This window comes from Sphingobium fluviale (assembly GCF_004122115.1).
Classification (GTDB): Bacteria; Pseudomonadota; Alphaproteobacteria; order Sphingomonadales; family Sphingomonadaceae; genus Sphingobium; species Sphingobium fluviale.
Genome location: NZ_SBKP01000014.1, coordinates 18,595 through 43,556, shown reverse-complemented (window position 1 = coordinate 43,556; position 24,962 = coordinate 18,595). Strand labels below are relative to the sequence as shown.

At 64.0% G+C, this 24,962-nt stretch carries 32 protein-coding genes; 10 read left to right on the top strand and 22 right to left on the bottom strand.

Annotation, left to right across the window (positions count from 1 at the left end; translation table 11 throughout):
- Positions 1–29: 29 nt before the first annotated feature.
- The 11 genes from EQG66_RS15720 to hisB all read right to left on the bottom strand — a co-directional run bounded on the left by EQG66_RS15720 (position 30) and on the right by hisB (position 9,183).
- Positions 30–512, bottom strand: a complete 483-nt coding sequence (locus tag EQG66_RS15720) for an acyltransferase (RefSeq protein WP_164975676.1) — start codon at positions 510–512, stop codon at positions 30–32.
- A 130-nt stretch (positions 513–642) separates the two neighbouring features.
- Positions 643–1,365 carry a methyltransferase domain-containing protein gene (locus EQG66_RS12665; protein WP_129404963.1) on the bottom strand — a complete coding sequence of 241 codons (723 nt, stop codon included), beginning with the start codon at positions 1,363–1,365 and terminating at the stop codon, positions 643–645.
- Between the two features lie 109 nt (positions 1,366–1,474).
- Positions 1,475–2,218, bottom strand: coding sequence for a polysaccharide deacetylase family protein (locus tag EQG66_RS12660; RefSeq protein WP_129404962.1), 744 nt, complete (start codon positions 2,216–2,218; stop codon positions 1,475–1,477).
- A complete protein-coding gene (locus EQG66_RS12655; protein WP_129404961.1) occupies positions 2,218–3,675 on the bottom strand; it encodes an FAD-dependent oxidoreductase in 1,458 nt (485 codons plus the stop codon). Before EQG66_RS12655 ends, EQG66_RS12660 begins: the two co-directional genes overlap by 1 nt.
- Before the next feature lie 6 nt (positions 3,676–3,681).
- Positions 3,682–4,662, bottom strand: coding sequence for a lysylphosphatidylglycerol synthase transmembrane domain-containing protein (locus tag EQG66_RS12650; RefSeq protein ID WP_129404960.1), 981 nt, complete (start codon positions 4,660–4,662; stop codon positions 3,682–3,684).
- The gene (locus EQG66_RS12645; RefSeq protein WP_129404959.1) at positions 4,662–5,582 is read right to left on the bottom strand and encodes a glycosyltransferase family 2 protein; all 921 of its coding nucleotides are present in this window, start codon (positions 5,580–5,582) and stop codon (positions 4,662–4,664) included. The genes EQG66_RS12650 and EQG66_RS12645 overlap by 1 nt, the downstream gene beginning before the upstream one ends.
- Positions 5,583–5,751: 169 nt before the next feature.
- Complete coding sequence (locus EQG66_RS12640; protein ID WP_129404958.1) at positions 5,752–6,300, bottom strand: DUF1993 domain-containing protein; 549 nt, start codon at positions 6,298–6,300, stop codon at positions 5,752–5,754.
- Positions 6,301–6,337: 37 nt separating this feature from the next.
- Positions 6,338–7,120, bottom strand: coding sequence for an imidazole glycerol phosphate synthase subunit HisF (hisF, locus tag EQG66_RS12635; RefSeq protein ID WP_129404957.1), 783 nt, complete (start codon positions 7,118–7,120; stop codon positions 6,338–6,340).
- A 127-nt stretch (positions 7,121–7,247) separates the two neighbouring features.
- The gene (gene hisA / locus EQG66_RS12630; RefSeq protein ID WP_129404956.1) at positions 7,248–7,982 is read right to left on the bottom strand and encodes a 1-(5-phosphoribosyl)-5-[(5-phosphoribosylamino)methylideneamino]imidazole-4-carboxamide isomerase; all 735 of its coding nucleotides are present in this window, start codon (positions 7,980–7,982) and stop codon (positions 7,248–7,250) included.
- Positions 7,979–8,593: an imidazole glycerol phosphate synthase subunit HisH gene (gene hisH, locus EQG66_RS12625; RefSeq protein WP_129404955.1), complete on the bottom strand. Its 615-nt coding sequence runs from the start codon at positions 8,591–8,593 to the stop codon at positions 7,979–7,981. The genes hisA and hisH overlap by 4 nt, the downstream gene beginning before the upstream one ends.
- A complete protein-coding gene (gene hisB / locus EQG66_RS12620) occupies positions 8,590–9,183 on the bottom strand; it encodes an imidazoleglycerol-phosphate dehydratase HisB (RefSeq protein WP_129404954.1) in 594 nt (197 codons plus the stop codon). The genes hisH and hisB overlap by 4 nt, the downstream gene beginning before the upstream one ends.
- Positions 9,184–9,278: 95 nt before the next feature.
- Between hisB and EQG66_RS12615 the strand changes: the two genes are divergently transcribed.
- The 3 genes from EQG66_RS12615 to gmk are packed head-to-tail and all read left to right on the top strand — an operon-like array spanning position 9,279 to position 10,820.
- A complete protein-coding gene (locus tag EQG66_RS12615; RefSeq protein WP_129404953.1) occupies positions 9,279–9,767 on the top strand; it encodes an SspB family protein in 489 nt (162 codons plus the stop codon).
- A gap of 51 nt (positions 9,768–9,818) precedes the next feature.
- Positions 9,819–10,130 carry a hypothetical protein gene (locus EQG66_RS12610; RefSeq protein ID WP_129404952.1) on the top strand — a complete coding sequence of 104 codons (312 nt, stop codon included), beginning with the start codon at positions 9,819–9,821 and terminating at the stop codon, positions 10,128–10,130.
- Between the two features lie 30 nt (positions 10,131–10,160).
- Positions 10,161–10,820, top strand: a complete 660-nt coding sequence (gmk, locus tag EQG66_RS12605; protein ID WP_129404992.1) for a guanylate kinase — start codon at positions 10,161–10,163, stop codon at positions 10,818–10,820.
- 23 nt (positions 10,821–10,843) lie between these two features.
- Here the strand turns inward: gmk and EQG66_RS12600 are convergent, their stop codons facing one another.
- The 7 genes from EQG66_RS12600 to EQG66_RS12570 are packed head-to-tail and all read right to left on the bottom strand — an operon-like array spanning position 10,844 to position 15,405.
- Positions 10,844–11,542 carry an ATP12 family chaperone protein gene (locus tag EQG66_RS12600; RefSeq protein WP_129404951.1) on the bottom strand — a complete coding sequence of 233 codons (699 nt, stop codon included), beginning with the start codon at positions 11,540–11,542 and terminating at the stop codon, positions 10,844–10,846.
- 10 nt (positions 11,543–11,552) lie between these two features.
- Positions 11,553–11,807, bottom strand: coding sequence for a hypothetical protein (locus EQG66_RS12595; protein WP_129404950.1), 255 nt, complete (start codon positions 11,805–11,807; stop codon positions 11,553–11,555).
- Entirely contained in the window at positions 11,804–12,469 is a 666-nt protein-coding gene (locus EQG66_RS12590) for an HAD-IA family hydrolase (protein ID WP_129404949.1), read from the bottom strand. The genes EQG66_RS12595 and EQG66_RS12590 overlap by 4 nt, the downstream gene beginning before the upstream one ends.
- A complete protein-coding gene (locus EQG66_RS12585) occupies positions 12,466–13,638 on the bottom strand; it encodes an RluA family pseudouridine synthase (RefSeq protein ID WP_129404948.1) in 1,173 nt (390 codons plus the stop codon). The genes EQG66_RS12590 and EQG66_RS12585 overlap by 4 nt, the downstream gene beginning before the upstream one ends.
- Positions 13,635–14,012, bottom strand: coding sequence for a fluoride efflux transporter CrcB (gene crcB / locus EQG66_RS12580; RefSeq protein WP_129404947.1), 378 nt, complete (start codon positions 14,010–14,012; stop codon positions 13,635–13,637). The genes EQG66_RS12585 and crcB overlap by 4 nt, the downstream gene beginning before the upstream one ends.
- Before the next feature lie 60 nt (positions 14,013–14,072).
- Positions 14,073–14,804: a hypothetical protein gene (locus EQG66_RS12575; RefSeq protein ID WP_129404946.1), complete on the bottom strand. Its 732-nt coding sequence runs from the start codon at positions 14,802–14,804 to the stop codon at positions 14,073–14,075.
- Positions 14,797–15,405: a TlpA family protein disulfide reductase gene (locus EQG66_RS12570; protein WP_129404945.1), complete on the bottom strand. Its 609-nt coding sequence runs from the start codon at positions 15,403–15,405 to the stop codon at positions 14,797–14,799. Before EQG66_RS12570 ends, EQG66_RS12575 begins: the two co-directional genes overlap by 8 nt.
- 19 nt (positions 15,406–15,424) lie before the next feature.
- Here EQG66_RS12570 and argH point away from each other — a divergent pair, with 19 nt between their 5' ends.
- The 6 genes from argH (at position 15,425) to EQG66_RS12540 (ending at position 20,944) form a co-directional block, all read left to right on the top strand.
- A complete protein-coding gene (argH, locus tag EQG66_RS12565; protein ID WP_129404991.1) occupies positions 15,425–16,804 on the top strand; it encodes an argininosuccinate lyase in 1,380 nt (459 codons plus the stop codon).
- Positions 16,801–17,034 (top strand): hypothetical protein, encoded by a 234-nt coding sequence (locus EQG66_RS12560; protein WP_129404944.1) that lies wholly within the window; start codon positions 16,801–16,803, stop codon positions 17,032–17,034. The genes argH and EQG66_RS12560 overlap by 4 nt, the downstream gene beginning before the upstream one ends.
- A gap of 26 nt (positions 17,035–17,060) precedes the next feature.
- On the top strand, positions 17,061–18,323 hold the full coding sequence (gene lysA / locus EQG66_RS12555) for a diaminopimelate decarboxylase (protein WP_129404943.1): 1,263 nt from the start codon (positions 17,061–17,063) through the stop codon (positions 18,321–18,323).
- A 6-nt stretch (positions 18,324–18,329) separates the two neighbouring features.
- Complete coding sequence (locus EQG66_RS12550) at positions 18,330–19,115, top strand: precorrin-2 dehydrogenase/sirohydrochlorin ferrochelatase family protein (RefSeq protein WP_129404942.1); 786 nt, start codon at positions 18,330–18,332, stop codon at positions 19,113–19,115.
- Entirely contained in the window at positions 19,112–20,068 is a 957-nt protein-coding gene (locus tag EQG66_RS12545; RefSeq protein ID WP_129404941.1) for a zinc transporter ZntB, read from the top strand. Before EQG66_RS12550 ends, EQG66_RS12545 begins: the two co-directional genes overlap by 4 nt.
- A 141-nt stretch (positions 20,069–20,209) precedes the next feature.
- Positions 20,210–20,944, top strand: coding sequence for a DUF1134 domain-containing protein (locus tag EQG66_RS12540; protein ID WP_129404940.1), 735 nt, complete (start codon positions 20,210–20,212; stop codon positions 20,942–20,944).
- Between the two features lie 35 nt (positions 20,945–20,979).
- Here EQG66_RS12540 and EQG66_RS12535 read toward each other — a convergent pair whose 3' ends face one another.
- A complete protein-coding gene (locus EQG66_RS12535; protein WP_129404939.1) occupies positions 20,980–21,522 on the bottom strand; it encodes a YceD family protein in 543 nt (180 codons plus the stop codon).
- The gene (locus EQG66_RS12530; protein WP_129404938.1) at positions 21,519–22,037 is read right to left on the bottom strand and encodes a ubiquinol-cytochrome C chaperone family protein; all 519 of its coding nucleotides are present in this window, start codon (positions 22,035–22,037) and stop codon (positions 21,519–21,521) included. The genes EQG66_RS12535 and EQG66_RS12530 overlap by 4 nt, the downstream gene beginning before the upstream one ends.
- Positions 22,038–22,181: 144 nt before the next feature.
- On the opposite strand from EQG66_RS12530, the gene EQG66_RS12525 reads away from it, so the two are divergent.
- Entirely contained in the window at positions 22,182–22,670 is a 489-nt protein-coding gene (locus tag EQG66_RS12525; protein WP_129404937.1) for an outer membrane protein assembly factor BamE, read from the top strand.
- Between the two features lie 15 nt (positions 22,671–22,685).
- On the opposite strand, the gene EQG66_RS12520 is transcribed toward EQG66_RS12525, so the two are convergent.
- Complete coding sequence (locus tag EQG66_RS12520; protein WP_129404936.1) at positions 22,686–23,414, bottom strand: DsbA family protein; 729 nt, start codon at positions 23,412–23,414, stop codon at positions 22,686–22,688.
- Positions 23,415–23,470: 56 nt separating this feature from the next.
- Positions 23,471–24,904, bottom strand: a complete 1,434-nt coding sequence (locus EQG66_RS12515) for a M48 family metalloprotease (RefSeq protein ID WP_129404935.1) — start codon at positions 24,902–24,904, stop codon at positions 23,471–23,473.
- Positions 24,905–24,962 lie beyond the last annotated feature (58 nt).

Genomic DNA, 24,962 nt, shown 5'->3' with positions numbered 1-24,962 from the left:
CCTCATACTCAAAACGAGGAAATGACGGGTTAACTCGCGGGCTTTTCCGCGGCTGCTTCCGGCTCGGTCGACGCGCGCGATTTGATGATGCCCCATTTGCCGGTGACGATGCCGGTTTCCAGCACGCGCGCGGGATTGCCGAACACGATCACGCCCGGCGGCACATCGCGCAACACCACGCTGCCTGCGGCGACCACGCTGCCATCGCCGATCGTCACGCCCGGCATGATGAGCGAATGTGCCCCGATGTTGCACCGCTCGCCGATGCGGGTTTCCACGTGCACGCCGCGCACGGTGTCATGCGAGAGGATCGATGCGCCGAACACCACGGCGCTGTCCTTGCCGATGACGATGCCGCGCGGGTTGGTCTTGTCCAGCTTGGCGGAGAAGGAGATGGCGCAGCCCTCAGCGATCTTCATGCCCCAGATCGTGTTGAAATAGAGGCGGCGCACGTTCATCAAGGCATTACGCAGTTTGCGGCGGGCAACCGCTGCCATCCCAAGCTGAACCATTCTCTTTCCCTTGAAGCACGTTTTCAGTCGGATACGACTCAAAAGGGTGCAGTGCAATATGAAACAGGCGAAAGGTGGCTGGCCAAGGATTGACACCCCGGCCCGTGCATGGCCGCAACCGTGCGGCCGCTTATTTGATCGCGACGAAGCCTTCGAAGCAGATATATTTCATCACCGTCGTCACATCCTTGAAGCCCGCGCGCGCGAACAGATCGAGGTTGCCCTGCGTCGAGAACGGCTCCAGCACGCCCTTGAGGCTGCGCGTCTTGGTGACGATTTCCTCGCAGTCGAACCCCTGGCTCAGCTTGAACTCGTTATACATGCCGACGGCCATGTCCTGAAAGCGGGCGTCGGGTGCGCGGACCTTCTCAAACATGATCAGCGCGCCGCCCCAGTTAAGCGCGTTATACAGCTTGTCGAACAGCTGCTGCCGGTCGCGCGGGGGGATGAACTGGATTGTGTAGTAGGAGATGATGAGGTCTGCCGGCTCGAAATCGAAATGGCGGGCATCGTCCTCGATGATTGTGACGGACGGCGTATCGGCGCAATGCTGCCGCGCTTTTTCAACCATCGGTCCCACCGGATCTATGCCGACGAAGCGCGCGCCATCGCGGTGGGCGTTGTGCCGCGCCACCTTGCGGATCAGCTCGCCGGTCGAGGTGCCGATCTCGTAAACAGTGCTGGTCTTGTCCACGAAATAATCGGAAAGCTGGCAGACCAGCTCATGGCCCGCCTCATAGAGCGGCACGGACTGGCGGACATGATCGACAAACGTATCGGCGACCTTGCCGTCGAAGGTCCAGCCAGCGTTCTGTGCCTCGATATTCTGGCCAACTTTGGCGAATTTCGTCATTGCCCACATTCCTCTGAAAACAGATTTAGCCTATAGTATGTGCTGCATTGCAGTATGGATCAAGCGCGTTAAGCCATTAAGCATAGACGATAATCTTTACCGTTGCCTGTCAGCCCCGCACCGCTTGCCCAATCGTTCGCAACGCCTGCCGCGCCCGGAAATACAGCCTTCCCCCTTCCAGAAAGTTACGCCAGACGCGGGGAGAGCGAAAATAATGCATGTCTATGCGCGATATGTCATGCCGGTCATCGGTGCGGCGCGCCTCGGCAAAGCGGGTGCCAAAAGCGACAGCGTAATGGGCGCCGATCTCGCGGATCACGTCGGCGTCCACCGCGCCATAGGGGGCGGCGAAGGAGGCCGGGGGCGTTCCCAGCCACGCGCCAAGGTCCGCGCCGCTGCCCGCAATCTCGTCTGTGCGGGCCTGGCCGGACACCGAGGGCAGGGGAACATGGGTGCGGCCGTGCGCGCCGAATTCCATGCCTTGCGCGCTCAATGCCACCACTTGCTCGCGCGTCATCAGCGGCCGGTTGGTGGGCGGGGCGGTGTACCAGTCCTCCAGCCCGCCGAGCTTGCGCGTCGGCACAAACATCAGCGCGCTAAGCCCATGAGAAGCAAGGATCGGCACGGCGGTCTCGGCGAAATCGGCGAAGGCGTCGTCGAAGGTGATCAGCACCTTGCGCGCCATAGTGCCCTTGCCCTGATGCCAGGCGAGAAACTCGTCCAGCCGCGCGCTCGTATATCCGCACCGGCCCAGCATCTCCATCTGCATCGCGAAAGTGGCGGACGCGATGTTGGTCGGCCCCGGCGCGTGCGAGATGGAATGATAGGTGAGGACGAGTGCGCTTTCCGCCATCAGTCTTCCACGACGTGATGCTCGAATTCCTTGCGATGCTCGGCCCAGCGCGCATGATCGAACCGGCCCGCAGCATCGATGCACTCGACAGCGGCGGCGGACATGGCGAGCGCGTGGTGGGTGTTATCATGCGCGAACAGACCCTGCCGCCCGAAGGTCAGCAGCCCGTCGACAGAGCCGACATAGTTGTCCAGCACCGCGAAGTGCGTCTCGAAATCGCGGTCATAGACCGGATAAGCGTGGGACAGGCGACGGGTGAGCGAGGCCTTGAGCTTCGGCTTGGGCAGCCCCGTCGCCACCAGCCAGTCGCACAGCTTCTGGCCCAACTGATCGTCGGTCATCGCCCACAGGTCTTCATGCGGATCGCACGGCAGCTCGGCGCACAGCACGGTCTGGCCCTTCGGCTCAGACGATGCCGAATAGTTCTTCGGTTCCGACAGGCGCGAGATCGGCACATTCAATTCCGGGAAATAATGCGCGTCATATTCGGTGTACTGGTCCTGATCCAGCGTGATGTAGATCAGGATCATGCCGCGATAGCGCATCCTGTCCGCCGCAGAGAGAACAGCGGCGGGCGCGGCCGGTTCCATCATGCGCACCAGTTGGGACAGCGGGATGGTCGACCAGACATGGTCGGTCTCGATCCGCTGCTCGCCTTGCGCAGTGGCATAGCGCACCGCGCGCACCTTGCCGCCCTCATGCTCTATCGCGCTTACGGAAGCGCCCATTTGCGCCTGCGTACCTTGTCTTTCCGCCCCAGCCTTCAGCGCCTCACTAATGAGGCCGAAGCCCGTCTTGGGATAATAAAAAATGCCGGTCTGCGGCTTCTTGATGCCGGGAAGCTGGCCCAGCACCTTCTTGATGATCTTGGTGATCGAGCTGCCGGAAATGCGGCGGCGGGCGAGCGTTACCGCCAGTTGCTCCGGCGGCAAGGCCCACAGCTTCTTCATATAGGGATAGTAAAACCCCTCGCACATCGCGGGGCCAAGCTCCTTGTGCAGGATGGTGGCGAAGGTTTCCGCTTCCGGTGTCGCCGCGCCCTTGCGGAAGGGCTTGGTCGCCATGTCCATGAGCAGCGAGAGTGCAAAGCCCTTGGGCATTTTCATCAGCAGGTCCGCGGGCTTCAGCGGAAAATGAATCCAGCTGCCCTTGAGGCGGATGCGGCCATGGCGCGGGCGGGTGAGCAGGTCATCGCCCAGCAGGCCACGGATCATGGCGAGAATTGCGGGGTCGCTCGCCGGGTGAAGGCGGTGGCTGCCATAATCGCAATGCACGCCGTCATGCAGGAAGCTGCCGGAATTGCCGCCGACGGTTGCGCCGCGTTCCAGCAGGATCGGCTTCGCCTTGCCGCTTTGGCTGAGCATGTAAGCCGCGCCGACGCCCGCCGGGCCGCCGCCCAATATCGTTACGCGCGGGCCGGCGTCTGCGGGGAAGGAAGGGGAGGAAGCGGAGGTCATGGGGGATCAGCCTATATGGGGTTTGGGGTCTAAGGGTGGGGCACTCTTGCCCGGCAGAGCGGCAAAGCCTGCCTGCACGATCAGCCCCAGGATGCCGCTGGCATAGAGGACTGTCTGCCAGATCAGGCCGATGGCGATCACCGCGCCGGTCTCTGCGCCAAAGGGCTGGAGCAGCGCCGCCATGCTCGCCTCGCGCAGGCCGAGGCCGCCAAGGCTGATGGGCAGGATCGCGATGATCTTCGCCCCCGCCCAGGCATAGAACCACGCGGCGGCGGGGATCATCACGCCCAGCGCGAGGGCGAACGCGATGTTGATCAGCACGAACAGGCACTGCACGGCAAGCGAGAGGATGAAGCAGCCGAGCAGCAGGCCCGGCTTGCGGCCCATCTCCGCGCTGGCGGCGATGATCTTGCCTAGGATGCGGCCTGCCTTGCCCTTGGTGCCGAGCCACGCGGCAAACGCGGCGATGCGCGTGGAAAGCAGGCGAAGAAGGGTGAGCTTTATCGCCACGACAACCGCAATCCCGCCGACGACCAGCCCGGTCGTGCGCCCATCGGTGTTGAACGCGAACCACGCGCCCACCAGCGCCACCAGCGCCAGCGAGGCTGTGTCGATCAGCCGGTCGACCAGCGATCCGACCGCGAGGCGACCCTTGTCCTTCGTTTCGCCCATAACCAGCGCGGCGCGCACGACGTCTCCACCCGCCACGCCGGGCAGCGCGAGGTTGGCGCCCAGCCCGGCCAGATGCGCGCGAAAGGCGCGGGCGAACGGCACATCATGGCCGATCAGCATCCACCATTTCGCGGCGGTCAATGCATGGCCGATCAGGAACAGCACAAACCCCGCCAGCCAGAGCTGCGGCGACAAGCGCTTGGCCGCGCCCCATACCTGCGCCAGCGGAACGAAATGAAAGATGAAGGCCAGCAGCACCGCGCTGACCGCGATCTGCACCGCCCAGACAAGATATCGCTTGCGCGATGGGGCCATCAGCGCGTGCCGGGCGGGCGCAGCTGCATGCGCGCCATCATGTCGGCAATCAGGCCGAAGGACCAGACGACCACCGCGCCAAGCATCCCGAACACCGCCGTTTCGGAGAGGTTGTCGAGATAGACGTCATACACCGCCTTGCCCACGCCGAGCAGGAACAGGAACGCGCCCAGCGGCATGAAGATGCGCAGCGGCTGGAAATAGACGGTGAGGCGGAACACCAGCATCATGAAGCGGAAGAAATCGACCGCCTTGATCTTCGATGTGCCCACGCGCTTGCCGTAGGAAATCGGCAGGTACGAGACGTTGAAGCCCGATGCCAGCATGCACAAGGTGATCGTGGTCGTGAACGAAAAGGCATTGGGCAGCAGGTGAATGAACCGCTCCAGCTCTGGCCGCTGAAACACGCGCAGGCCGGAATTGAGATCGGTGATCTTGTGGCCTGCAAGATAGCTCGCAAGATTGTTCAGCACCCATTTGGCGGGTTTGCGGATCATCGGCACGCCCTTCATCGCCGCGCCGCGATCTCCCACCACCATCTGGTTATAGGCGGCCATCTCGATCATCTGGGGCAGCATTTCAGGCGGATAGGTGCCATCCGCGTCGATGATCGCGACCAGCGGGGCCTTGGTGACGGCGATGCCAGCCTTAAGCGCGCGCCCGTAGCCGCCATTGTGCGGAAAATCGACGACGTGCACGCCGGTCGATTTGGCCGCGGCGGCGGTGCCGTCCTTGGAACCGTCATTGACGACCACCAGCTCGAACGGGATATTCGCGTCGTTCAGCACCTGCCGCACCCGCTCGATCGTCGGGATGACGGCGTTTTCCTCGTTATAGGCGGGAATGACGACAGAGATTGCCGGGGCAGCCGATGCTGCCGCTGTGCCGCTTGCCGTCGCCGGATCCACTGTCCGCATCATAGCCCCCAAACTGATTATATGCCCATTAGTGCGTGCAAGGCCCTTAGCAGCCGCACCTTAAAGGCCTATTACCGTTACCGAATATTATAAGGCAACCGCGTTCACCTTTTTTGTTGCAGGTGCGAAACTAGTGTCGCGCACGAAATGGCCAGTGACCGCCCGTCTACCCCTAAGCGCGAAGAAAAGGCAGCATGTGGGGGATATAGTCAGCCTTGCCGAGGTCTACCCCTTGGCTGCGTAGGATCGCATAAGCGGACATGATGTGGAAATAGAACTGCGCCAGCGCCCAGTCCCGCGCATATTGCTCTGCACTCAGATCGAATATCATGCCGTTGGGCAGTGTGTGTGCAATGGGCGCGCCATAGTCCAAATCCAGAGCGTCGGGGGCGAGGCTGTTCAGCAGCGCCAGGGTTGCGGCGATGCGCCCTTGCGCATCATCCATTGAACCTGGCACTTCTCCACCGTTGCGCCCCTCATCGAGAAGTTCCTGCACGGTATCGGAAAAGGCCATCCCTCTCAGGCGACAGCTTGCCTCGTGAACCTGCACACAGGCAAAGCGAATTTGCGTGGACAAGGGAAACATGTCGGGCGCGAGCCGCGCCGACAACAGCGCCTCGGCTTCCTGCCCCGGCATCTGCGCCTGCGCCTTGTTCAGCCAGCCTGACATCGCGCCGAGCATTTGCGTGAAAGTAGGAACGAGGAGGGATGTTAGCGACATGGGCTATTTGGCTCACTCGGCGAAGGGGTGATCGGGATCAGAGGGTCTGAAGGGAGATCGGATGCCGCACCGCGATACCCGCTTTGCTGAGCGCCTGATGCGCCTCGGCGATCGTGTGCTGGCCGAAGTGAAAGATCGAGGCGGCAAGCACGGCGCTGGCATGGCCTTGCACCACGCCCTCCACCAGATGATCGAGCGTGCCCACCCCGCCGCTGGCGATGACGGGCACGGATACCGCGTCGGCAATCGCGCGGGTGAGAGCAAGGTCATAGCCTTGTTTGGTGCCGTCGCCGTCCATAGACGTGACGAGCAGCTCGCCCGCGCCCAGCTGCGCCAGCCGTGTCGCATGCTCCAGCGCATCGATCCCGGTCGCCCGGCGGCCACCGTGGGTGAATATTTCCCAGCGTCCCTCGGCCACCCGGCGCGCGTCGACACTGGCGACAACGCACTGGCTGCCGAAGCGGTCGGCGATGTCCGCCACCACTTCCGGCCGGGCGACGGCGGCGCTGTTGACCGCAACCTTGTCTGCGCCCGCGAGCAGCAGCGCGCGCGCGTCTTCCGCGCTCCGCACTCCGCCGCCCACGGTGACGGGCATGAAGCAGACCTCGGCGGTGCGCCTAACGATATCGAGGATGGTGCCGCGATCCTCATGGCTGGCGGTAATGTCGAGGAAACACAGCTCGTCCGCGCCCATGCTGTCATACAGCCGCGCCTGCTCTACCGGGTCGCCCGCGTCGGCCAGATCGACAAAGTTCACGCCCTTGACCACGCGGCCATTGGCGACATCGAGGCAGGGAATGACGCGGACTCGTACTGTCATTGTTGGCCTCGCTCACGCTCGGTTACGGCACCGGCCCGCTCCCCCGCCCAACCGCCCGATATAATACCCTGTCGGGCGGTTGGGCGGGGGAGCGGGCTGGCACCGCGCATTTCAATGCACATGACTCTCACTCCGCCGCCGCCACGGCCAGCGCGGCCTTCAAGTCCAGCCGCCCGTCATAGAGCGCGCGGCCGGTGATGACGCCCTCGATCCCATCCTGCGCGTGGAGCGAGAGGATGCGGATGTCGGATATGCCCGCCACGCCGCCGCTGGCGATCACCGGGATCGAGCAGGCGCGCGCAAGACTGACGGTCGCGTCGATGTTGCAGCCTTTCAACATCCCGTCGCGGCCGACATCGGTGAACAGCAGGCTCGCCACTCCGGCGTCCTCGAACCGGCGGGCAAGATCGATCACTTCCATGTCGGACTTTTCGGCCCAGCCCTCGGTCGCGACAAAGCCGTCGCGCGCGTCCACCGCCACCACGATGCCGCCGGGAAAGTCGCGCGCCGCCGCCTTCACGAACTCCGGATCCTTCAGCGCCGCCGTGCCGATCACGATGCGCGAGACGCCAAGATCGAACCAGCGCTCCACCGCCTCGCGGTTGCGGATGCCGCCGCCCAGCTGCACATGGCCGGGGAAGGCGGAGACGATGCTCTCCACCGCCGCGCCGTTCACGGCCTTGCCGACAAAGCTGCCATCCAGATCGACGACATGCAGATGCTGCGCGCCAGCTTGCGCAAACAACAGCGCCTGCGCGGCGGGATCGTCGCCATAGACGGTCGCGCGGTCCATATCGCCCTCGGCGAGACGGACGACCTGCCCGCCCTTAAGGTCAATCGCGGGGAAAACGATAATGCTCACGGGCGCCATTCCAGAAAGCGGGAGAGGAAGGAAAGGCCATAGCTCTGGCTCTTTTCCGGGTGAAACTGCACGCCGACGATAGTGTCCCGCCCCACGGCGGCGACGATCGGCCCGCCATGATCGGTGGTCGCGAGGACATGCGCGGGGTCTTTGGCCGCGAAATGATAGCTGTGCAGGAAATAGGCCTCGCCCGGCACGATAAGGGGATGCGGCGTGGCAGGCGTCACATCGTTCCAGCCCATGTGCGGCACCTTGATGCTTGCGTCGGCAGGCTCGATCAGGCGAACCGTGCCGGGCACCCAGCCCAGCCCGTCATGGCTGCCGAATTCTTCGCCTTCATCCGCCAGCAATTGCATGCCGACGCAGATGCCGAGGAACGGCACGCCGCGCGCCTGCACGGCTTCACCCATCGCCTCCACCACGCCGGGCAGGGCATAAAGGCCATCCCGGCAGGCGCGAAAAGCACCCACGCCGGGCAGCACGATGCGATCCGCCCGGCGCACCACCTCGCCATCGGCGGCGAGCACCACATCCCGCGCCCCCGCCTTTACCAGCGCATTATGAACCGAATGAAGATTGCCCGCGCCATAATCGATCAGCGCGATGCTCATCCCCCCAGCGTCCCCTTGGTCGAGGGGATGGCATCGCCCTTGCGCGGGTCGATCTCTACCGCGATGCGCAGCGCGCGCGCCAGCCCCTTGAACAGGCTCTCGATCACATGGTGGTTGTTCTCGCCATAGAGGCATTCGGCATGCAGCGTGATGCCCGCCGCGCCCGCGAAGCTGTGGAACCAGTGCTGAAACAGCTCGGTATCCATCTCGCCCAGCCGCGGCGTGGTGAACTCCGCCTTCCACACGAGGTAGGGCCGCCCGGAAATGTCCAGCGCCACGCGCGAGAGGGTCTCGTCCATCGGCGAATAGGCGCTGCCATAGCGCGCGATGCCGCGCTTGTCCCCCAGCGCTTTTGCCACCGCCTCTCCGATGGCGATGCCTGTGTCTTCGGTGGTGTGGTGCTGGTCGACATGCAGGTCGCCCTTGCAATCCACCTTCAGGTCGATCAGCGAGTGGCGTGAAAGCTGCTCCAGCATATGATCCAGAAAGCCGATGCCGGTCGAGACAGTATAGCTCCCCGTACCGTCAAGGTTGACGGAGACGAAAATCGACGTTTCCGCCGTTGTCCTTTGTATTTCAGCCGTGCGCATGACGCCCCTATAGCGCGGTTTTGCGGGCGCGCAATGTTTTGCGCGGCAAGTGCGGTTCGGCTTGACCCGCCTTTCGCGCGCGTTAGGTAGGAGGCATGAGCGATGAACTGCCAGACAGCCTGATTCCCTACGACGAGATCGTGCAGGAAGCCCTGCGCGCGGTTGTGGGCCGGGTGCTGGGCCAGGTGGAGACAACGGGTGGCGATCTGCCCGGCGCGCATCATTTCTACATCACGTTCAAGACGCAGGCGCCCGGCGTTTCCGTACCGAAACACCTGACCGAGCGCTTTCCGGACGAGATGACGATCGTGCTGCAAAACAAGTTCTGGGACTTGAAGGTGGAAGAGACGCTGTTCCGCGTGAGCCTGACGTTCAATCAGGTCCCGGCGCAGCTCGTTATCCCCTTCGGCGCGATCACCGCCTTTGTCGATCCAGCCGTCAACTTTGCGCTGCAATTTCAGGCGCAGGACGAGGCGGACGAGCCAGAGCCGCATGAGGAGGCAGAGAATGACGCGACGCCGCCGCCCGCTCCTCCGGCGGATGGCTCCAACGTCGTGACGGTCGATTTCGGCAAGCGCAAATAGGGTTTTAACGCGCGGCACGGATGGAACCAATGCCGGGCACAGGAGGTTGATATGGCGAAACAGTCCAAACGGAGCCATGTCAGAATGATCGGGAAACTATTAGGTGGCGTGATGGGATCACGCATTGCAGAGCGCTCTGGCAACTCAGGCGCAATGGGGGCTGCCGCCGGGTTGATCGCCAGCAATTTCGTTCGGAAATCCCCCATCGGTGCGCTGATCATTGGTGGCGCGTGGCTGGGGCACAAGCTCTACAAGCGAAACGAGGAGCGCAAGCTGGAAGCGGCGGCGCGAGCGGCCAAGCCCGCGAAAGTGATGTCGCCGAAACCCTCACCGACAGGCAGCGAGACTAGCACCAAGGCTTGACTGTGCGCCTTGCTCGCGGCACTAGCGGGCATGGCCGACAGCACCACAAACGATCCCTATAAATTCAAACGGCGTGGGCTTCTGTTCGTGCTGTCCTCGCCATCTGGCGCGGGCAAATCGACCATCTCGCGCATGCTATTGGCAGCGGAGGACAATCTTCAGATGTCCGTCTCCGCCACCACGCGGCCCATTCGCCCCGGCGAGGTGGACGGCAAGGACTATCATTTCGTCTCGGTCGATCAATTCCGCGATATGGTGGCGGATAACGCCTTTCTCGAATGGGCGCATGTGTTCGGCAACCGCTATGGCACACCCAAGGCGCCGGTCGACGCGATGCTGGAGGCCGGGCGCGACGTATTGTTCGATATCGACTGGCAGGGCGCGCAACAGCTTCACCAGATCGCGGGCGGGGATGTGGTCCGCGTGTTCATCCTGCCGCCATCGATAGAGGAGCTGGAACGACGCCTGCGCGCGCGCGGTACAGACAGCGAAGAGGTGATCCGCGGCCGCATGGATCGCGCCGCCAACGAAATCGCGCACTGGGACGGCTATGACTATGTGCTGGTCAACGACGACGCCCAAAGCTGCTTCGAAAAAGTGCGGACGATCCTCCACGCCGAACGCCTGAAACGCAGCCGCCAGACCGGGCTGATCGGGTTTATCCGGGGGCTGGGGAAGCGGGGGGAGTAGAACCGCGCCTCCCGCCAGTTGACCTACTTGCGAGCCGCCAGCTCCGCAAAGCCCGCAGCCGCCATGAACGCCTCATGCCGTTGCGCGCGGCGGAGGAGGGCTTGATCGTCGTCGCCCCATTGCTCGGCCTGCCACAGCTCGTCCAGCTCCGCCGCCTGCCACAGCTGCGCGAGCGGGAAGGCGCGCTCCACCGCCGCCAGGCCGATGATGAGCGAGCCGCTCATGCTCACCAGCGGAGAAAGCGGCGCGAGCAGGAAGGGGTCGAGCGCGCGCACCGCCTCGCCCAGCCGCGCGACCGTCTCCGGCGGCTGCGGCACATGGACGATGCCGCTCGTAACGCGAAAGATGACATCATAGCGCGCCTGCGCCCAGTCGATCAGCGGCTGCCATTGGTCCGCCTGCCGCGCGGCCAGCGGCTCCGGCCCGTCTGCGCGATAGCAGGTGAGGTCGCTTTCCCCATAGGCGGCGATCGGCGCGGCGAAGGCTGCGGGGTCCGGCATCACATGGTCGATCGCGGCGTTGGCGATGCCGGTCATGGTCATGGCGGCGGGGTCGATCTCGTCGCCCTGGTTCGCCCACTCCTGCGCCACCGCGTTGCCGAGCGCTGCCGTGGGCAGCACGAGTAATGCGCGCGCGGGCGTGCGGACGGGGCGGCCATCGAGCAGGATGCTCCATCCGCCGTCTGCCGCGACTGCCGTGGCTTCCTTGTAGAACCGCTTCATCGGGCCAATGTCATTCCGGCGGCGTGCGCCATGCGCGGCCCAATATGCGGGGAACGATCAGCGCCTGAAACAGGCCGACCGTGGCGATGATCGCGCCCATGATCTTGGCCTTCTGCCCGGCAACGAAGCCGAATTTCTGCGCCATGATGAGGAAGCCGAACAGCACGATCGCCACGCCGGACAGGCGAAACAGGTTGAGCGCGATGAAGCGGCCCTTGGCGGCGGCCTCTCGCGCGGCTTTCTGGTCTTCGGTCTCGGTGCTCATGATGCGGTGATATGGCGCTCCAGCTCCGCCATGTCTACCGCCACGGCATGCGCGCCGGCTTGCCTGAGTTCGGATACGCTGTGATAGCCCCAGTTGACGCCCAGCGCACGGATGCCCGCATTGTGCGCCATCTCCATGTCATAGCTCGTGTCGCCGATCATCACTGTGGTTTCCGGCGCCGCGCCCGCATCCGCCATCGCTTGCAGCGCCATCGACGGGTGCGGCTTGGAGGGGTGGCGGTCTGCAGTTTGCAGCGTGATGAAATGGGAGAGGATGCCGTGGGTCGTGAGGCAAAGCTGCAAGCCGCGGTCGGATTTACCGGTCGCGACGCCGAGCATCCAGCCAGTGTCCGCCAGCCTGCCGATCAGCTCCGCCACGCCGGGGTAGAGCGGCTCGGACACGCCATTGGTGCGGCGCATATGCTGGAAGGCGAGCTTGTATTGCTCGGCCAGATGATCGTGGAAATGCCCTTCCGCATCCGGCAACAGCCGCGCCATCGCCTGAGGCAGCGACAGGCCGATGACTGCGAGCGTCTGGAGCCGCGTTGGCGGGGTAAGCTTCACCGCGTCGAAACAGCGGTTCATCGCCTCGACGATGTCGTGCTGGCTATCGACCAGCGTGCCATCGCAATCGAACAGGGCGAGGCGGTTGGCGGTGGTCATGGCTTGCGGGGGGAAGCCTTGGGGCGAGGCTTGCGCGGGGCGGGCTTCTTCGCCTGCGGCTGCCCGCGTTCGCGCCGCTCCCCGCGCTTGTCCTTGCGCACCTGCTTGGCGTGCTGTTTGGCAACGCGCTTGATGTCGTCCTTGGTGGGGCCGGTATCGATCTCGTCATCGAGCAGCAGCTCGCCCTTGGCGAGGTCAAAGCCCAGATCGTCGAGACTCTCGGCGAAATGCGAGGGCAGCTCTGCCTTCACATCCACCCGTCCGCCATCGGGGCTGTCCACCCGGATGCGGCGGGCGTGGAGGTGCATCTTGCGGCTGATCGTGCCGGAAAGGAAGGCATCCTTGCCGCCATATTTGCCGTCGCCCACGATCGGGAAGCCGATGGCAGCGAGGTGCACGCGGATCTGGTGGGTGCGGCCGGTATAGGGTTGCAGCTCCATCCAGCAGGCGCGGTTGCCCGCCCGCTCGATCACGCGATAGCGGGTGCGCGAGGGCAGGCCTTCCTCCTCGTCGACATGCATTTTCTCGCCGCCGGAGCCGGGCTGCTTGGCGAGCGGAAGGTCGATCATGCCCTGCTCGATGCTGGGTACGCCGACGACGAGCGCCCAATAGACCTTGCGCGCGGTGCGGCTGGAAAAGGCCTTGGCGAAATAGGCGGCGGCTTTGGGCGTGCGCGCGAGCAGCAACGCGCCCGACGTATCCTTGTCTAGCCGGTGGACGAGCTTGGGCCGGTCGTCCCGCTCATACATAAGCGCATCGAGCAGGCCATCGACGTGAGAGTCCGTCTTCGTGCCGCCCTGCGTTGCGAGGCCGGGCGGCTTGTTGATGACGATGGCGTGCTCGTCACGGTGGATGACGAGGCTCTGCGCGAAGTCCATCTCCTCGTCCGAGAGGCGGGGCCGTGTCGGGCGGGCCGGGCGCGCGGGCTTGGCGGCTGTCGGCGCGGGGAGGGGAGGGATGCGCAGAGACTGGCCCTCCGCTACCCGGTCGCCCGGTGTCGCGCGCGCGCCATCGAGGCGAAGCTGCCCGGTGCGCGCCCAGCGCGAGACGATGGCGAAGCTCACGTCCGGCATGTGGCGCTTGAACCAGCGGTCGAGCCGGATGCCGTCATCCTCGGCGCTGATGATAGCGGTGCGGGCGTTGCCGCTATCGGCCCTGGGCGCGCTCATGCCAGCGCCCGCATTGTGAACAGACCGCCGAACAGCGCACCGACGGATAGCAGTACGGACAATCCGGCATAGGCCGCCGCCCCGCCCAACTGGCCGCGCTCAATCATCAGCGCAGTTTCGAGGCTGAACGCGGAAAAGGTTGTGAAGCCGCCCAGCACGCCGACGCCGAGCAGCAACCGCGCCTGTTCCCCGCCGACAGAGCCATGGCGCGCGAGCCAGCCCGCCAGCAGTCCCATCGCCAGCCCGCCGATGATGTTGACGCCCAGCGTACCCCACGGCCAGCCACTGCCCATCAGCCTTCCCGCCATATAGCCGAACTGATAGCGGGCGAGCGCACCCAATGCGCCGCCGATCATGACAAGAAGGCTGTTCATATGGCCTCCCCTATGCGCCAAAGCGCGCAAGAGCAAGGGAAGGGGCAGAAAAGCGCGCGATCAGCGGCGCTGGCTAGAGATAAGATCGCCCTCTACGCCGCCATCGGGCGCGGAACGGAGCGCGAGGTGAAACGCCGCGCCATCCTTTGTCCGGGCGCCTTTAAGCGCATGGCCGCCATCCTGCTCGACATGCTCAACCGAGAAACCTGCGCGCCGCGCAAGCGTGTAGTAAAAATCGAGCACCGGGCCAACGTCGGTATCAGTCGCGAAGGTCGCGGCGCGGATCGTGCATTTCGGATCGTCTGCGCCCGCCGCGTCTTTCAGCGCCGCGCCGGGATAGAGCGGCAGGTAGGCTGGCAGGCGGTTGGCCCAGCCCAATGCATAGTTGAGGCGCGGATCTTCGCAGGCTGCGCTCAAGCCCTGCTCGCGCGCGATACCGGCCAGGGTGATCGCGCCGCCGGTGGTCGTTACGGTCTTTGTTGCAGGCGGCGTAGGGAGCAGCTTGCCACCCGCCAACCTGAGCGCGCGCGCCTGTGCGTCGCGCACTGTAAGGCCGACAGGCACTGCCCCATCCAGAGGCTTGTCGGCGGGCTTCAGGCTATCGCGGTTGCCCTCACGCCGCAGGTCCGGGTCGGTCGCTATCGACGCTTCCAGCGCCTCGCGCAGCGCGGGATCCACGGCATTATGCGCAACCTTCGCCTCCAGCGTGGCCAGGTTCTGTTGTACGTCTGCACTCTCGCAGGCACCGAGCAGCATCAGCACGGCGAGTGGCGCGATCCGGCGATTATTCATTGATGGTTTCTTCAATCAGCGCGCGCATTTCCGCCCCTTCCCAGTCCGGCGCGCCGGTGATGCGGGCGATTTCAACGCCCTCCGCAGAATAAAGCACGCTCATCGGTAACACCCCGCCGCCATAGCCGAAACCGAAGGCGTTGTCCGCGTCCAGCCAGGGCTTCATGTGGCGAAAGCCCTTGCCGTTAAAAAAGTCCAGCACCTTCTGTGGCTCCATACTATCCTGCGAGATAGGGAGCACTTGCAGGCCGCTGCTGGCATAGCTCGCGGCTATCCTGTCAAGCTGGGGCATCTCCGCCACGCATGGCGCGCACCATGTTGCCCACAGATTGACGAGGATGGGCTTGCCCTTGAACCGGTCCAGCGTCATCGCCTTGCCCGTTGCATCGCGAAACACATAATCGGGCAGTTCGCTGCCCGCCTTGCTGCGATCGAGGATATATTTGGCTTCACTCGACGCGGACGCGGTGGCCTCACCGCTGGTCACTGCGCCATTTGTCACCGCATTGTCTTGCTCATGCGGCGCGGATTGCTTATCGCAGGCCCCAAGGAAAACCCCGGTCAGGAGCAGAGCGATCAGCGTGCGGGACGAAACAGACATGACGGCAGGCTCCAACAGCATGTGGGGCGGGCGCTTCGCCGAAGGGCCAGCCGCGGTCATGCGCGAGATAAACGCCTCGATCCCGTTCGACAAGCGCTTGTGGAAGCAGGATATCGCCGGGTCGAAGGCGCATGTGGCCATGCTCGCGGTGCAGGGGATCGTTTCCGGCGAGGATGCACAGGCGATTACCGAAGGGCTGAGCCGGGTTGCGGATGAGTATGCGCGTGATGGCGTACCCGTCAATATGGCGCTGGAAGACATCCATATGGTCACTGAGTCGCGCCTTGCCGAGCTGATCGGCGGTGCGGCGGGCAGGCTGCACACCGCGCGCAGCCGCAACGATCAGGTGGCGACCGACTTTCGCCTGTGGGTGCGCGACGCGATGGACGAGGTGCTGGCCGGGCTGAAAGGCTTGGCACGGGCGCTGGTGACGCGGGCAGAGGAACATGCCGACAGTGTCATGCCCGGCTTTACGCACCTGCAGAGCGCGCAGCCGGTGACGCTCGGCCATCACCTGATGGCCTATTACGAGATGCTGAAGCGGGATGTATCGCGCTTTGCCGATGCGCGCGCACGGCTCAACCAATGCCCGCTGGGCGCAGCGGCGCTCGCGGGAACTGGCTTCCCGATCGATCGGCATATGACGGCATCGACGCTGGGCTTTGCCGCGCCGACTGACAATAGCCTCGATTCGGTGTCTGACCGGGACTTCGCGCTCGATTATCTGATGGCGGCGACGCAATGCGCGCTCCACCTCTCGCGCCTAGCGGAAGAGTTCATCATCTGGGCGAGCCAGCCCTTTGGCTTCGTGAAGCTGCCCGATGCCTATTCGACCGGCAGTTCGATCATGCCGCAAAAGCGCAACCCCGATGCGGCCGAGCTGGTGCGCGGCCATGCCGGGCGGATCATGGGTTGCATGACGGCGCTGTGCGTGACGATGAAAGGCCTGCCGCTCGCGTACTCTAAAGATATGCAGGACGACAAGCCGCCTGTGTTCGAGGCGCATGACCTGCTGGGCCTGTGCCTTGCGGCGATGACGGGGATGGTGGACACAGTGACATTTCGCACCGACCGGATGCGTAGCTTGGCCGAGAGCGGCTTTGCCACCGCGACGGATCTTGCCGACTGGCTGGTGCGCGAGGCGGACATCCCGTTCCGCGAGGCGCATCATATCACCGGGCGGGCGGTGAAACTGGCGGAGGAGAGGGCCGTGCCGCTCTCTGAGCTGCCGCTGGCCGATCTGCAGATGATCGACGCGCGCATCGATGAACGGGTCTATTCGGTGCTGACGGTCGATGCCTCGGTCGCGAGCCGGGTGAGCCACGGCGGAACCGCCCCGGCGCAGGTGCGGCTGCGCATCGCCCAGGCCAAGGCCGAACTGGCGGAGGGCGGCGCATGAAAAAGATGATGATCCTGGCGCTACTGGCGCTCTCGGCCTGCGGTGTGCGTAAGGAATTGGAGCAGAAACCGGGCATGACGCCAGCGCCGGTTGCGCGCGGGGCAGAGCGGGCAGAGACGCCGGGCGAAATGACCCGCTTCGAAACGCAGGCCCGGCCGGATCGCAGCGCCGAACCACTGTATCGGTCGTATGAACGCAGTGAAGATCCATTCGATCTCCCGCCGCGCTGACACCCTCTCATCCAGAAGCTGAAATCATGGATCATTTTACATACAAGAATGGTGTGCTCCACGCCGAGGATGTGTCGCTGGCGATGATCGCAGAGGCGGTTGGTACGCCTGTCTATATCTATTCCCGCGCCACGCTGGAGCGGCATGCGCAGGTATTCAAGGCGGCGCTTTCCGCCTTGCCCCGCACCCACATCGCCTTCGCGATCAAGGCGAACCCCAATCTGGCGGTGCTCAACGTACTGGCGCGGCAGGGCTTTGGCGCCGATGTAGTGTCTGGCGGTGAAATTTCGCGCGCGCTGGCGGCGGGGATGAAGGCGCAGGACATTGTTTTCTCAGGTGTCGGCAAGACACGGGCCGAGCTGGCGCAGGCGCTTGATGCCGGGATCGGCCAGTTCAATATCGAGCTGGAGGAAGAAGGCGCCGTGCTGGCGGAGATGGCGGCGCAGATGGGCAAGACGGCATCCGCTGTGTTGCGCGTCAACCCTGATGTCGATGCGGGCACCCATGCCAAAATCTCTACCGGCAAATCGGAAAACAAGTTCGGCGTACCGATCAGCGAGGCGATGGGCATCTTTGCGCGCCTATCTGGCTTGCCCGCCCTCAATTTGCGCGGGGTGGCGTGCCACATCGGCAGCCAGTTGTTCGATCTCGCGCCGCTGGAGGCAGCCTATGCCCGTATCGGCGAGTTGGTGAGCGAATTGCGCGCGGCGGGGCATGGCATCGACCGGGTGGACTTGGGCGGCGGCCTCGGCGTGCCTTACGAGCGGGACAAGGTGCCACCCAGCCCTGCGGACTATGGCGCCATGGTTGAGCGGGTAACACGTGGCTGGGACGTGACATTGATGTTCGAGCCGGGACGCGTGATCGTCGGCAATGCCGGCGTGTTGCTCACCCGCGTCATCTGGGTGAAGCCTGGCGTGGCGCGGCCTTATGTCATAGTCGACGCCGCGATGAACGACCTCGCGCGCCCCGCTATGTATGATGCGTTTCATGACTTTGAGGCCGTGCGTCCTACCGGCGAACGCATGGTTGCAAACATCGCCGGACCGGTATGCGAAACGGGTGATACCTTCGCCATGGGGCGCGAGATCGACGCGGTTTTGTCCGGCGATCTCGCTATCTTCCGCACGGCAGGCGCCTATGGCGCGACGATGGCGAGCACATATAACAGCCGTGCGCTGGTGCCTGAAGTGATGGTGGATGGCGAGAGATTTGCGGTGGTGGCAGAGCGGGTGCTGCCCGAAGCGCTGATCGCGGCTGAGCATGTGCCGGGCTGGTTGAGGAACTAAGCGGTTATGCACAGTCTCCCGCTCTTCATGAAGCTGGAAGGGCGGCCCGTGATCTTGCTGGGCGAGGGCGAGGCAGCGGATGCCAAGCGCCGGTTGCTGGAGCGCGCAGGTGCCGATGTCCGCACCGATGAAGCGGCGGAAGCGGTGCTTGCTATTGTTGCGATTGAGGATGAAGCCGATGCGCAGGCCGCCGTTGCGCGGCTGAAGGCACGGGGTCTGCCGGTGAACGCGGTGGACCGCCCGGCGCTATGTGATTTCACTCTGCCCGCGATTGTGGATCGTGACCCGGTACTGATTGCCATTGGCACCGGCGGTGCGTCGGCTGGCCTTGCCAAGGCGCTGCGCCAGCGTCTGGAGGCGCTGATGCCGGCTACACTGGGGCCGCTGGCTGCGGCGTTGGGCAGAGCGCGGGAGGGGATGCGCGCGCGCTGGCCAGATGCCGCCGCCCGCCGCCGCGCGCTCGATGCCGGGCTGGCCGAGGGCGGCCTGCTCGATCCATTTTCCGGCAAGGATGCGAACGCGGTGGCAGATTGGTTAAAGGAGGCCGGTAGCGATCAGGCCCAGCCCTGGCTTGAAGCGATCGCTGTCACCTCTGACGATCCGGACGACCTCACCCTGCGCGCCGCCCGGCTGCTGGGGCAAGCGGACGCGGTGTATCATGCGCCGGGTATAGCGCCCGCCATCCTCAACCGTGCCCGTGCCGATGCCGTGCGGATCGCTGCTCCCCAAGCGCCGCTATGGGCGGGGCCAGGGCTTGCGCTGTGGCTTTTTCATAGAGATGATCAAGCATGAGCCGCTTTTTCCTCCATATGGGCGGAACCACTCGTGAGGCCGATCTGCCCGCCTGCCTTACGCATGATCCCGCGCATGAGTTTCTGTGGGTCCACCTTGATGGCAAGAGCGACGATGTTGACGGAATACTCGCGCAGTTTGCGGACATACCTCCGCCTGCCGTCGCTGCCCTGAAGGCGCACGAAACCCGCCCACGCAGCGCGCAGTTCGACGAGGGTGCGCTTGTCAACATGCGTGGGCTGGGCGCACCCTCGGCGATTGATGGCGACCCGCTGGTCTCCATCCGCTTCTGGGCGCAGCGTGGCCTGGTGGTCAGCCTGTCTTACCGCGAGTTGGGCGTGATGGACCGGCTGATTGCGCGGATGCTGGCGGGCGAGCTTGCGGACCCCGGCGATCTGCTCTCTGCCACAGCAATGGAAATCACCGACGCGCTGGACCCGGAAATCGCGGACCTTGGTGACGCGCTGGACGGCATCGAAAGCAGCGTGCTGGAGGATGGCAGCACGGTCGAGCGGCGCAAGGTGGCGCAGTTGCGCGCGCAGGCCATTGCCTACCGCCGCTTCCTCGCGCCCCAACGGCAGGCGACCGAGCGGTTGATGACGATGCCCGCCAACTGGCTGGAGCCGGACGACCGCTTGCACCTTCAGGAAGCGGCAGACCGATGCGCACGGATGGTGGAGGAGCTGGAATCGGTGCGCGAGCGCGCGGCATTGACGCACGAGGCGCTCACGGACCTTCGCGCCGAGCATATGAACAAACAGGCGCTGGTACTTGCCATCGTCGCGCTCATTTTCCTGCCGCTCACCTTCATCACAGGCCTTATCGGCATGAATGTGGCGGGTATTCCGTTCGCACACGAGCCTTGGGCGTTCTGGGGCGTGGTGGCTTTTTGTGTGGTGACGGGCGGCGGCGTTGGCATCTGGTTCAAGGCGACGCGCTGGCTGCAAAAATAGCGGGGGAAGACAGCGGGGCGGGCGCAACTGATTCGGTTCGGCGCAGAATCGACTCAGGTCGCCGTTCGTTCATTGCTGTTTCATGTTGTGGGCCGAATATGCAATGATCGGGCGCGAAATAGGGTGAGGGTATAAAGCAAGATGGCGTATTTCGGGCATTTCATCGGGCGGATGCGGCTGGCCGTAGTGGGCACCCTCGCGGCTTGCGGGCTGGCGCTATCGTCTGCACCGGGTTTGGCACAGGTACAGAGCGTCGATCCCAATCAGGCGATAGATGCTGATCTTGCCCCCGCTGGCGGAGCGGATGCCCCGATACCCCTGCCGCCACCTGCCCCTGTTGCCGCCGCGCCAACCTCTGGCACGACGACAGTTCCCGCTTCGCCTGATCCCAAGAGCGCCTATCAGGAAGACGATGTCGTCAGCGCGGCGGAGGGCGTGTTCGGCAAGGGTGCGGAAGGCCTCGCAAGCCTGCTGGAAAAGATACTGAAAGATCGCGGGCGGCCCAATGCCTATATCGCCGGGCGAGAGGCATCTGGCGCGGTGGTGGTGGGGCTGCGCTATGGCTCCGGCACGATGAATCACAAGGTCGAGGGCGAGCGTAAAGTCTATTGGACCGGACCGTCTGTGGGGTTCGATGTTGGCGGCAACGCGTCCAAGGTGTTTGTGCTGGTCTATAACCTTTATGATTCTCAGGATCTGTTCAAACGCTATCCGCAGGCAGAAGGCGCGCTCTATGTTGTAGGCGGGTTTACGGCCACCTATCTGCGGCGCGGCGATGTCGTGCTGATCCCCATTCGCCTCGGTGTCGGCTGGCGCGCAGGCATCAATGCGGGCTATATGAAATTCACTGAGAAATCCCGCATCATTCCGTTCTGACAGTCCGTTTCCCAACAGGCTCTTAAACCGTCCGCCTATTCTTCCTTGGTGCGGAGCGCCGCCAGCGCAGCGAATGGCCCGGCCTGATCCTCGCTCAACACACCGGCGGCTTTGAGTATTGTGTCGGCATCGGGTGAACGAGGGTAGGGGGTGACGCTGAGCGCCAGCGTTTCCGCTATCGCCTCGCCAATGTCGATGCGTTCGTCCGCATAGGTCACGATATCGATGCCATCGGCGTCGATCTCGATCTCGATCTCGTCTTCGTTCCCCTGAACCGGGGCTTCCCCTTCCGGCGTAAAGCGGATCGAAAACGCCTCGCGCACCTGTTCCGCCACCGGCTCGGCAGTTGCGACACAGGGCTGGGAAAGGGCGGCGCGGATTTCGCCTGTCGCCATGATGCCCTCATTCTCGCGAGTGAGGGTGTAGTCCGCCTCCAGCGACGCTATTTCCACAAAGCCGAAGCGGCGGGCCAATGCGGCGCGCTCTTCCGCCTCCGCAGCGATATGTGCGGGCCAGCGCATCCGCCCGATTTCGTCTAGCCGGACGATGCGGGAAAATTCCGGCGCAGGCTGGGTCATGCAGGCAGCTCTCCCGCAAGCAGACGGGCGGGGTCAAGCCCCTCAAGCCCGGCTGCAAAGCTGCGCAGCCGCGCCTCGACATCCGCCACCGCCTCGTTGGCCACAGGCTCGCCGCGATAGAGGTTGCGGCGCAGCGCCGCATTGAAATCCCCGCCTGGCGTCAGCCCGTCTCTATAAGCGGAAAGCCGCCCACCAAGCGCGCTCATCATCCGCCCGATATGCTTGCCGACAATCACGTCGCCGATGCCGATTTGCCGAAGCTGCGCCTCCATGTCATCGACGAACAGCTCGGTCAGCCATACGCTCTCGTGCCGCAGGTCTGCCTGCTCCAGCCGTAACAACACCAGCGAGAGAATGGCGGCGATCATGTCAAACCGCCCGTCGAGCGTATCCGGCACTGCCCCCTCGACATACCAGTGCACCGCCCGCCCGCGATGCACGATGGCCTGATAGAGCGGCTGCATCGTGGTGCGCGGGTCTGGCTGGCGGTGAAAAAGACGATCAAGCAACGACATGACGGATAAACAACCTCTCTGGAGCACGGCTTGCGCGGCCAGCTTCTCACTATGGCTTGTGCGGCGCGATGCAATCCCATATTGGAGGCAAGGCACCCGATATGCAATGGTGCCAGGCAGCGGGGCCGCCCGTGGGAGAGTATAATGCGTTTCAAGACTGTTGCCCTGATGATCGCGCTGACCGGCGCTACGGTTGCGCTTTCCGGCTGCGCGCGGATGCGCACGCATCAGGGCTATCTGGTCGATAGCCTGCTGGTCGATTCAATTCAGCCGGGTGTGGATAATCGACAGTCGGTCGAGGGGACGCTTGGCCGCCCCACCTTCGTCAGTCAGTTCGGCAATCAGGACTGGTATTATGTCTCGCGCGACATGAAGCAGCTTGCGTTCGCCAACCCCAAGGCCGCTGAGCAAACGGTGCTGCGTGTGCGGTTTGACCCGGCGGGCAATGTCGCAGGCATAGACAAGGCTGGACTGGACAAGGTGGCGGACATTTCGCCCAAGTCTGGCAAGACGCCAACCCTTGGCCGCGAGCGCACCCTGCTGGAGGATATTTTCGGCAATATCGGCGCCGTGGGTGCGGCTGGTGCTGGCGGTGGCGGCGGTAGCGACAATACCGGACCGAACGGAAGCTGATACGCAGCCTTCCCGTTATTTTTCTTTTGAGCGCGCGGCAGCTACCGCTTCCTTAAGCGCTTCATAGCCCACTGCACCGCCCAACACCTTGCCGCCCACCACGAAGGTTGGCGTGCCGCTTGCGCCCAGCTCCTGTGCCAGCTTGAGGTTCGCTTCGATCTCCGGGTCATAACGGTTGCTGATGATCGCGGTTTCGGCTGCCTTGCGGTCTATCCCGGCCTTGGTAGCTGCGGCGAGGATGCTGTCCTTGCTGGCGCGGCCACCCGCAAACAACGCCTTGTGGAAGGCGGCATATTTGCCCTGCTCAGCGGCGAGCAGGGAAACACGCGCGGCAAGAGTGCTCTCTTCAGACAGGATCGGCAGCTCGCGATAGACGATCTTCACCCTCGAATCGCTGGCCACCAGCTTTGTGATGTCCGCCAGGGAAGCCCGGCAATAGCTGCAATTATAGTCGAAAAACTCGACGACCGTAACGTCGCCGTCCTTTGCGCCTTCCCATGCCCCCGCATAGGGGGTCTCCAGCTCCTTGCGATGGGTATTCACCGCCTCGGCCATGCGCTTGTCCTTCAGGCGTTCCATGGCCTCTGGCAGAATTTCCGGGTGAGCCAGAATATAGTCATGCACGATCTGTTCGATGCGCGCCCGCTCTGCCGGGTCCACCGCTTGTGCCCCGCTGGAGGCGCCGACTGCCACCGCTGCCGTTGTCGATGCGACGGCCGCAGCCGTCAAGAATCCGAGGAGCATCTGTATCTTTCTGTTGCTGAGCGCTGCGCGCAGGCCGGGCGGGGCAGGGTGGCTGGTCAAGTGGCGGGCTTTCCTTCAGGGGCTTCGTCGTTGCCCCCTTTGTCTTTCTTACGGCCCTTGCGTGCATTGTCCATCTCGCCGCGCGCGGCCAGTGCAATGTCCTGCGCACGCAGATAATCCGGGCTAGCCTTGTCTATGCCTGCCAGCGCCGCCTCGGCATTGCGCAACGCGAGTGGCGTGTTGCCCTCCAGCGCATAGCGCTCCGCCGTCGCCAGTGCCGCGCGCGCGCTGTCGCCCCGGTTGGCGTAAACCACGCCAAGCTGATACCAGGCGAAGGGATTTTCCCTGTCCTTCGCCACTGCTGCGCGCAGCACACGCTCCGCCTCGGCATAGTTCGCTTCCTTCTCGGTCGCGATCAGCGCATGGCCCAGCAGGGTGGCGATCAGTGGCTGGCTGTTGGTGAGGCGTACGGCTTCGCGCAGTGGGGGAATCGCTGCTTCCGCTCGCCCGCTCTCCAGCATCACTTGCCCTTGCAGCTCCAGAAAATATGGATCATGCGGCTGGGCCTTCACCAGCTTGGCGGCTTCGCTCAGCGCTTTGTCCGGGTAGGCGCTTTTATGCCAGGCATAAGCGCGGGCATAATGGGCGGGGAGCGATTGGTCCGTTTCGGGATAGGTGCGCAGGGTTTGCGCCGGATCATCGACGAAGCCCGAAAGCTTGGCCTTGATGCGGGCAAAGCGCGCCTCCAGCTCTGGCGGGGTTTTGGCGTTCCAGGCGGCGTCTTTCTGATAGACCTCTGTGAGGTAGGAAATACGATCTGTCGAGAGCGGGTGGGTGGTGGCATAGCCATCGTCTGCTTCCTCGCGCAGTCGATAGCGATATTCGAGATTTTGCAGCTTTTTGAAGAAGGCGATGCTGCCCTTGCCGCTGATCCCGGCGGCGTGCAGATAGCGTGCGCCCGCTAGATCAGCGCTGCTCTCCTGCGTGCGCGAGAAGGCGAGATATTTGCCGAGCGCTGCCTGCTGGCCTGCCGAGATGATGCCCATGCCCGCCTCGGCGCCGCCCGCTGCGATCGCCGCTGCGCCGAGCAACAGCGAGAGCAGGGTGATGCCTGTCGCAGCTTTAATGCCCTCACCGGAGCGGATGATGTGCCCGCCCTCGATATGGCCCAGCTCATGCGCAATCACCCCCTGAAGCTGATTGGCGTTGTCCGCTGCGGTGATGAGGCCGGAATGAATCCACACGATCTGCCCGCCCGCGACAAAGGCGTTGATGGAGCGATCGTTGATCAGCAACACCTGCACATTATTGGGGCTGAGGCCTGCCGCCTTGATAAGTGGGGCAGAGATTTCATTGAGGAAGGCTTCGGTTTCCGCATCCCGCAGCACTTGCTGCGCGTTGGCGGGCTGGATGAGCAGCGCAAGGCTGAGCAGCAGCCCCAGTAATGCGCGGGCCGGAGCGGTGAAGCGAAAGAGACAAAGACTGTGCATGCCGCTCTCACTGCTCCCGTCTTGCTGAACACAAGATGACACACAGGACGAACAGGGC

Coding starts and splice junctions, on each gene's coding strand:
- EQG66_RS15720 (WP_164975676.1), bottom strand. CDS start 512: ATGGTTCAGCTTGGGATGGCAGCGGTTGCCCGCCGCAAACTGCGTAAT.
- EQG66_RS12665 (WP_129404963.1), bottom strand. CDS start 1,365: ATGACGAAATTCGCCAAAGTTGGCCAGAATATCGAGGCACAGAACGCT.
- EQG66_RS12660 (WP_129404962.1), bottom strand. CDS start 2,218: ATGGCGGAAAGCGCACTCGTCCTCACCTATCATTCCATCTCGCACGCG.
- EQG66_RS12655 (WP_129404961.1), bottom strand. CDS start 3,675: ATGACCTCCGCTTCCTCCCCTTCCTTCCCCGCAGACGCCGGCCCGCGC.
- EQG66_RS12650 (WP_129404960.1), bottom strand. CDS start 4,662: ATGGCCCCATCGCGCAAGCGATATCTTGTCTGGGCGGTGCAGATCGCG.
- EQG66_RS12645 (WP_129404959.1), bottom strand. CDS start 5,582: ATGATGCGGACAGTGGATCCGGCGACGGCAAGCGGCACAGCGGCAGCA.
- EQG66_RS12640 (WP_129404958.1), bottom strand. CDS start 6,300: ATGTCGCTAACATCCCTCCTCGTTCCTACTTTCACGCAAATGCTCGGC.
- hisF (WP_129404957.1), bottom strand. CDS start 7,120: ATGACAGTACGAGTCCGCGTCATTCCCTGCCTCGATGTCGCCAATGGC.
- hisH (WP_129404955.1), bottom strand. CDS start 8,593: ATGAGCATCGCGCTGATCGATTATGGCGCGGGCAATCTTCATTCGGTT.
- hisB (WP_129404954.1), bottom strand. CDS start 9,183: ATGCGCACGGCTGAAATACAAAGGACAACGGCGGAAACGTCGATTTTC.
- EQG66_RS12615 (WP_129404953.1), top strand. CDS start 9,279: ATGAGCGATGAACTGCCAGACAGCCTGATTCCCTACGACGAGATCGTG.
- EQG66_RS12610 (WP_129404952.1), top strand. CDS start 9,819: ATGGCGAAACAGTCCAAACGGAGCCATGTCAGAATGATCGGGAAACTA.
- gmk (WP_129404992.1), top strand. CDS start 10,161: ATGGCCGACAGCACCACAAACGATCCCTATAAATTCAAACGGCGTGGG.
- EQG66_RS12600 (WP_129404951.1), bottom strand. CDS start 11,542: ATGAAGCGGTTCTACAAGGAAGCCACGGCAGTCGCGGCAGACGGCGGA.
- EQG66_RS12595 (WP_129404950.1), bottom strand. CDS start 11,807: ATGAGCACCGAGACCGAAGACCAGAAAGCCGCGCGAGAGGCCGCCGCC.
- EQG66_RS12590 (WP_129404949.1), bottom strand. CDS start 12,469: ATGACCACCGCCAACCGCCTCGCCCTGTTCGATTGCGATGGCACGCTG.
- EQG66_RS12585 (WP_129404948.1), bottom strand. CDS start 13,638: ATGAGCGCGCCCAGGGCCGATAGCGGCAACGCCCGCACCGCTATCATC.
- crcB (WP_129404947.1), bottom strand. CDS start 14,012: ATGAACAGCCTTCTTGTCATGATCGGCGGCGCATTGGGTGCGCTCGCC.
- EQG66_RS12575 (WP_129404946.1), bottom strand. CDS start 14,804: ATGAATAATCGCCGGATCGCGCCACTCGCCGTGCTGATGCTGCTCGGT.
- EQG66_RS12570 (WP_129404945.1), bottom strand. CDS start 15,405: ATGTCTGTTTCGTCCCGCACGCTGATCGCTCTGCTCCTGACCGGGGTT.
- argH (WP_129404991.1), top strand. CDS start 15,425: ATGTGGGGCGGGCGCTTCGCCGAAGGGCCAGCCGCGGTCATGCGCGAG.
- EQG66_RS12560 (WP_129404944.1), top strand. CDS start 16,801: ATGAAAAAGATGATGATCCTGGCGCTACTGGCGCTCTCGGCCTGCGGT.
- lysA (WP_129404943.1), top strand. CDS start 17,061: ATGGATCATTTTACATACAAGAATGGTGTGCTCCACGCCGAGGATGTG.
- EQG66_RS12550 (WP_129404942.1), top strand. CDS start 18,330: ATGCACAGTCTCCCGCTCTTCATGAAGCTGGAAGGGCGGCCCGTGATC.
- EQG66_RS12545 (WP_129404941.1), top strand. CDS start 19,112: ATGAGCCGCTTTTTCCTCCATATGGGCGGAACCACTCGTGAGGCCGAT.
- EQG66_RS12540 (WP_129404940.1), top strand. CDS start 20,210: ATGGCGTATTTCGGGCATTTCATCGGGCGGATGCGGCTGGCCGTAGTG.
- EQG66_RS12535 (WP_129404939.1), bottom strand. CDS start 21,522: ATGACCCAGCCTGCGCCGGAATTTTCCCGCATCGTCCGGCTAGACGAA.
- EQG66_RS12530 (WP_129404938.1), bottom strand. CDS start 22,037: ATGTCGTTGCTTGATCGTCTTTTTCACCGCCAGCCAGACCCGCGCACC.
- EQG66_RS12525 (WP_129404937.1), top strand. CDS start 22,182: ATGCGTTTCAAGACTGTTGCCCTGATGATCGCGCTGACCGGCGCTACG.
- EQG66_RS12520 (WP_129404936.1), bottom strand. CDS start 23,414: ATGCTCCTCGGATTCTTGACGGCTGCGGCCGTCGCATCGACAACGGCA.
- EQG66_RS12515 (WP_129404935.1), bottom strand. CDS start 24,904: ATGCACAGTCTTTGTCTCTTTCGCTTCACCGCTCCGGCCCGCGCATTA.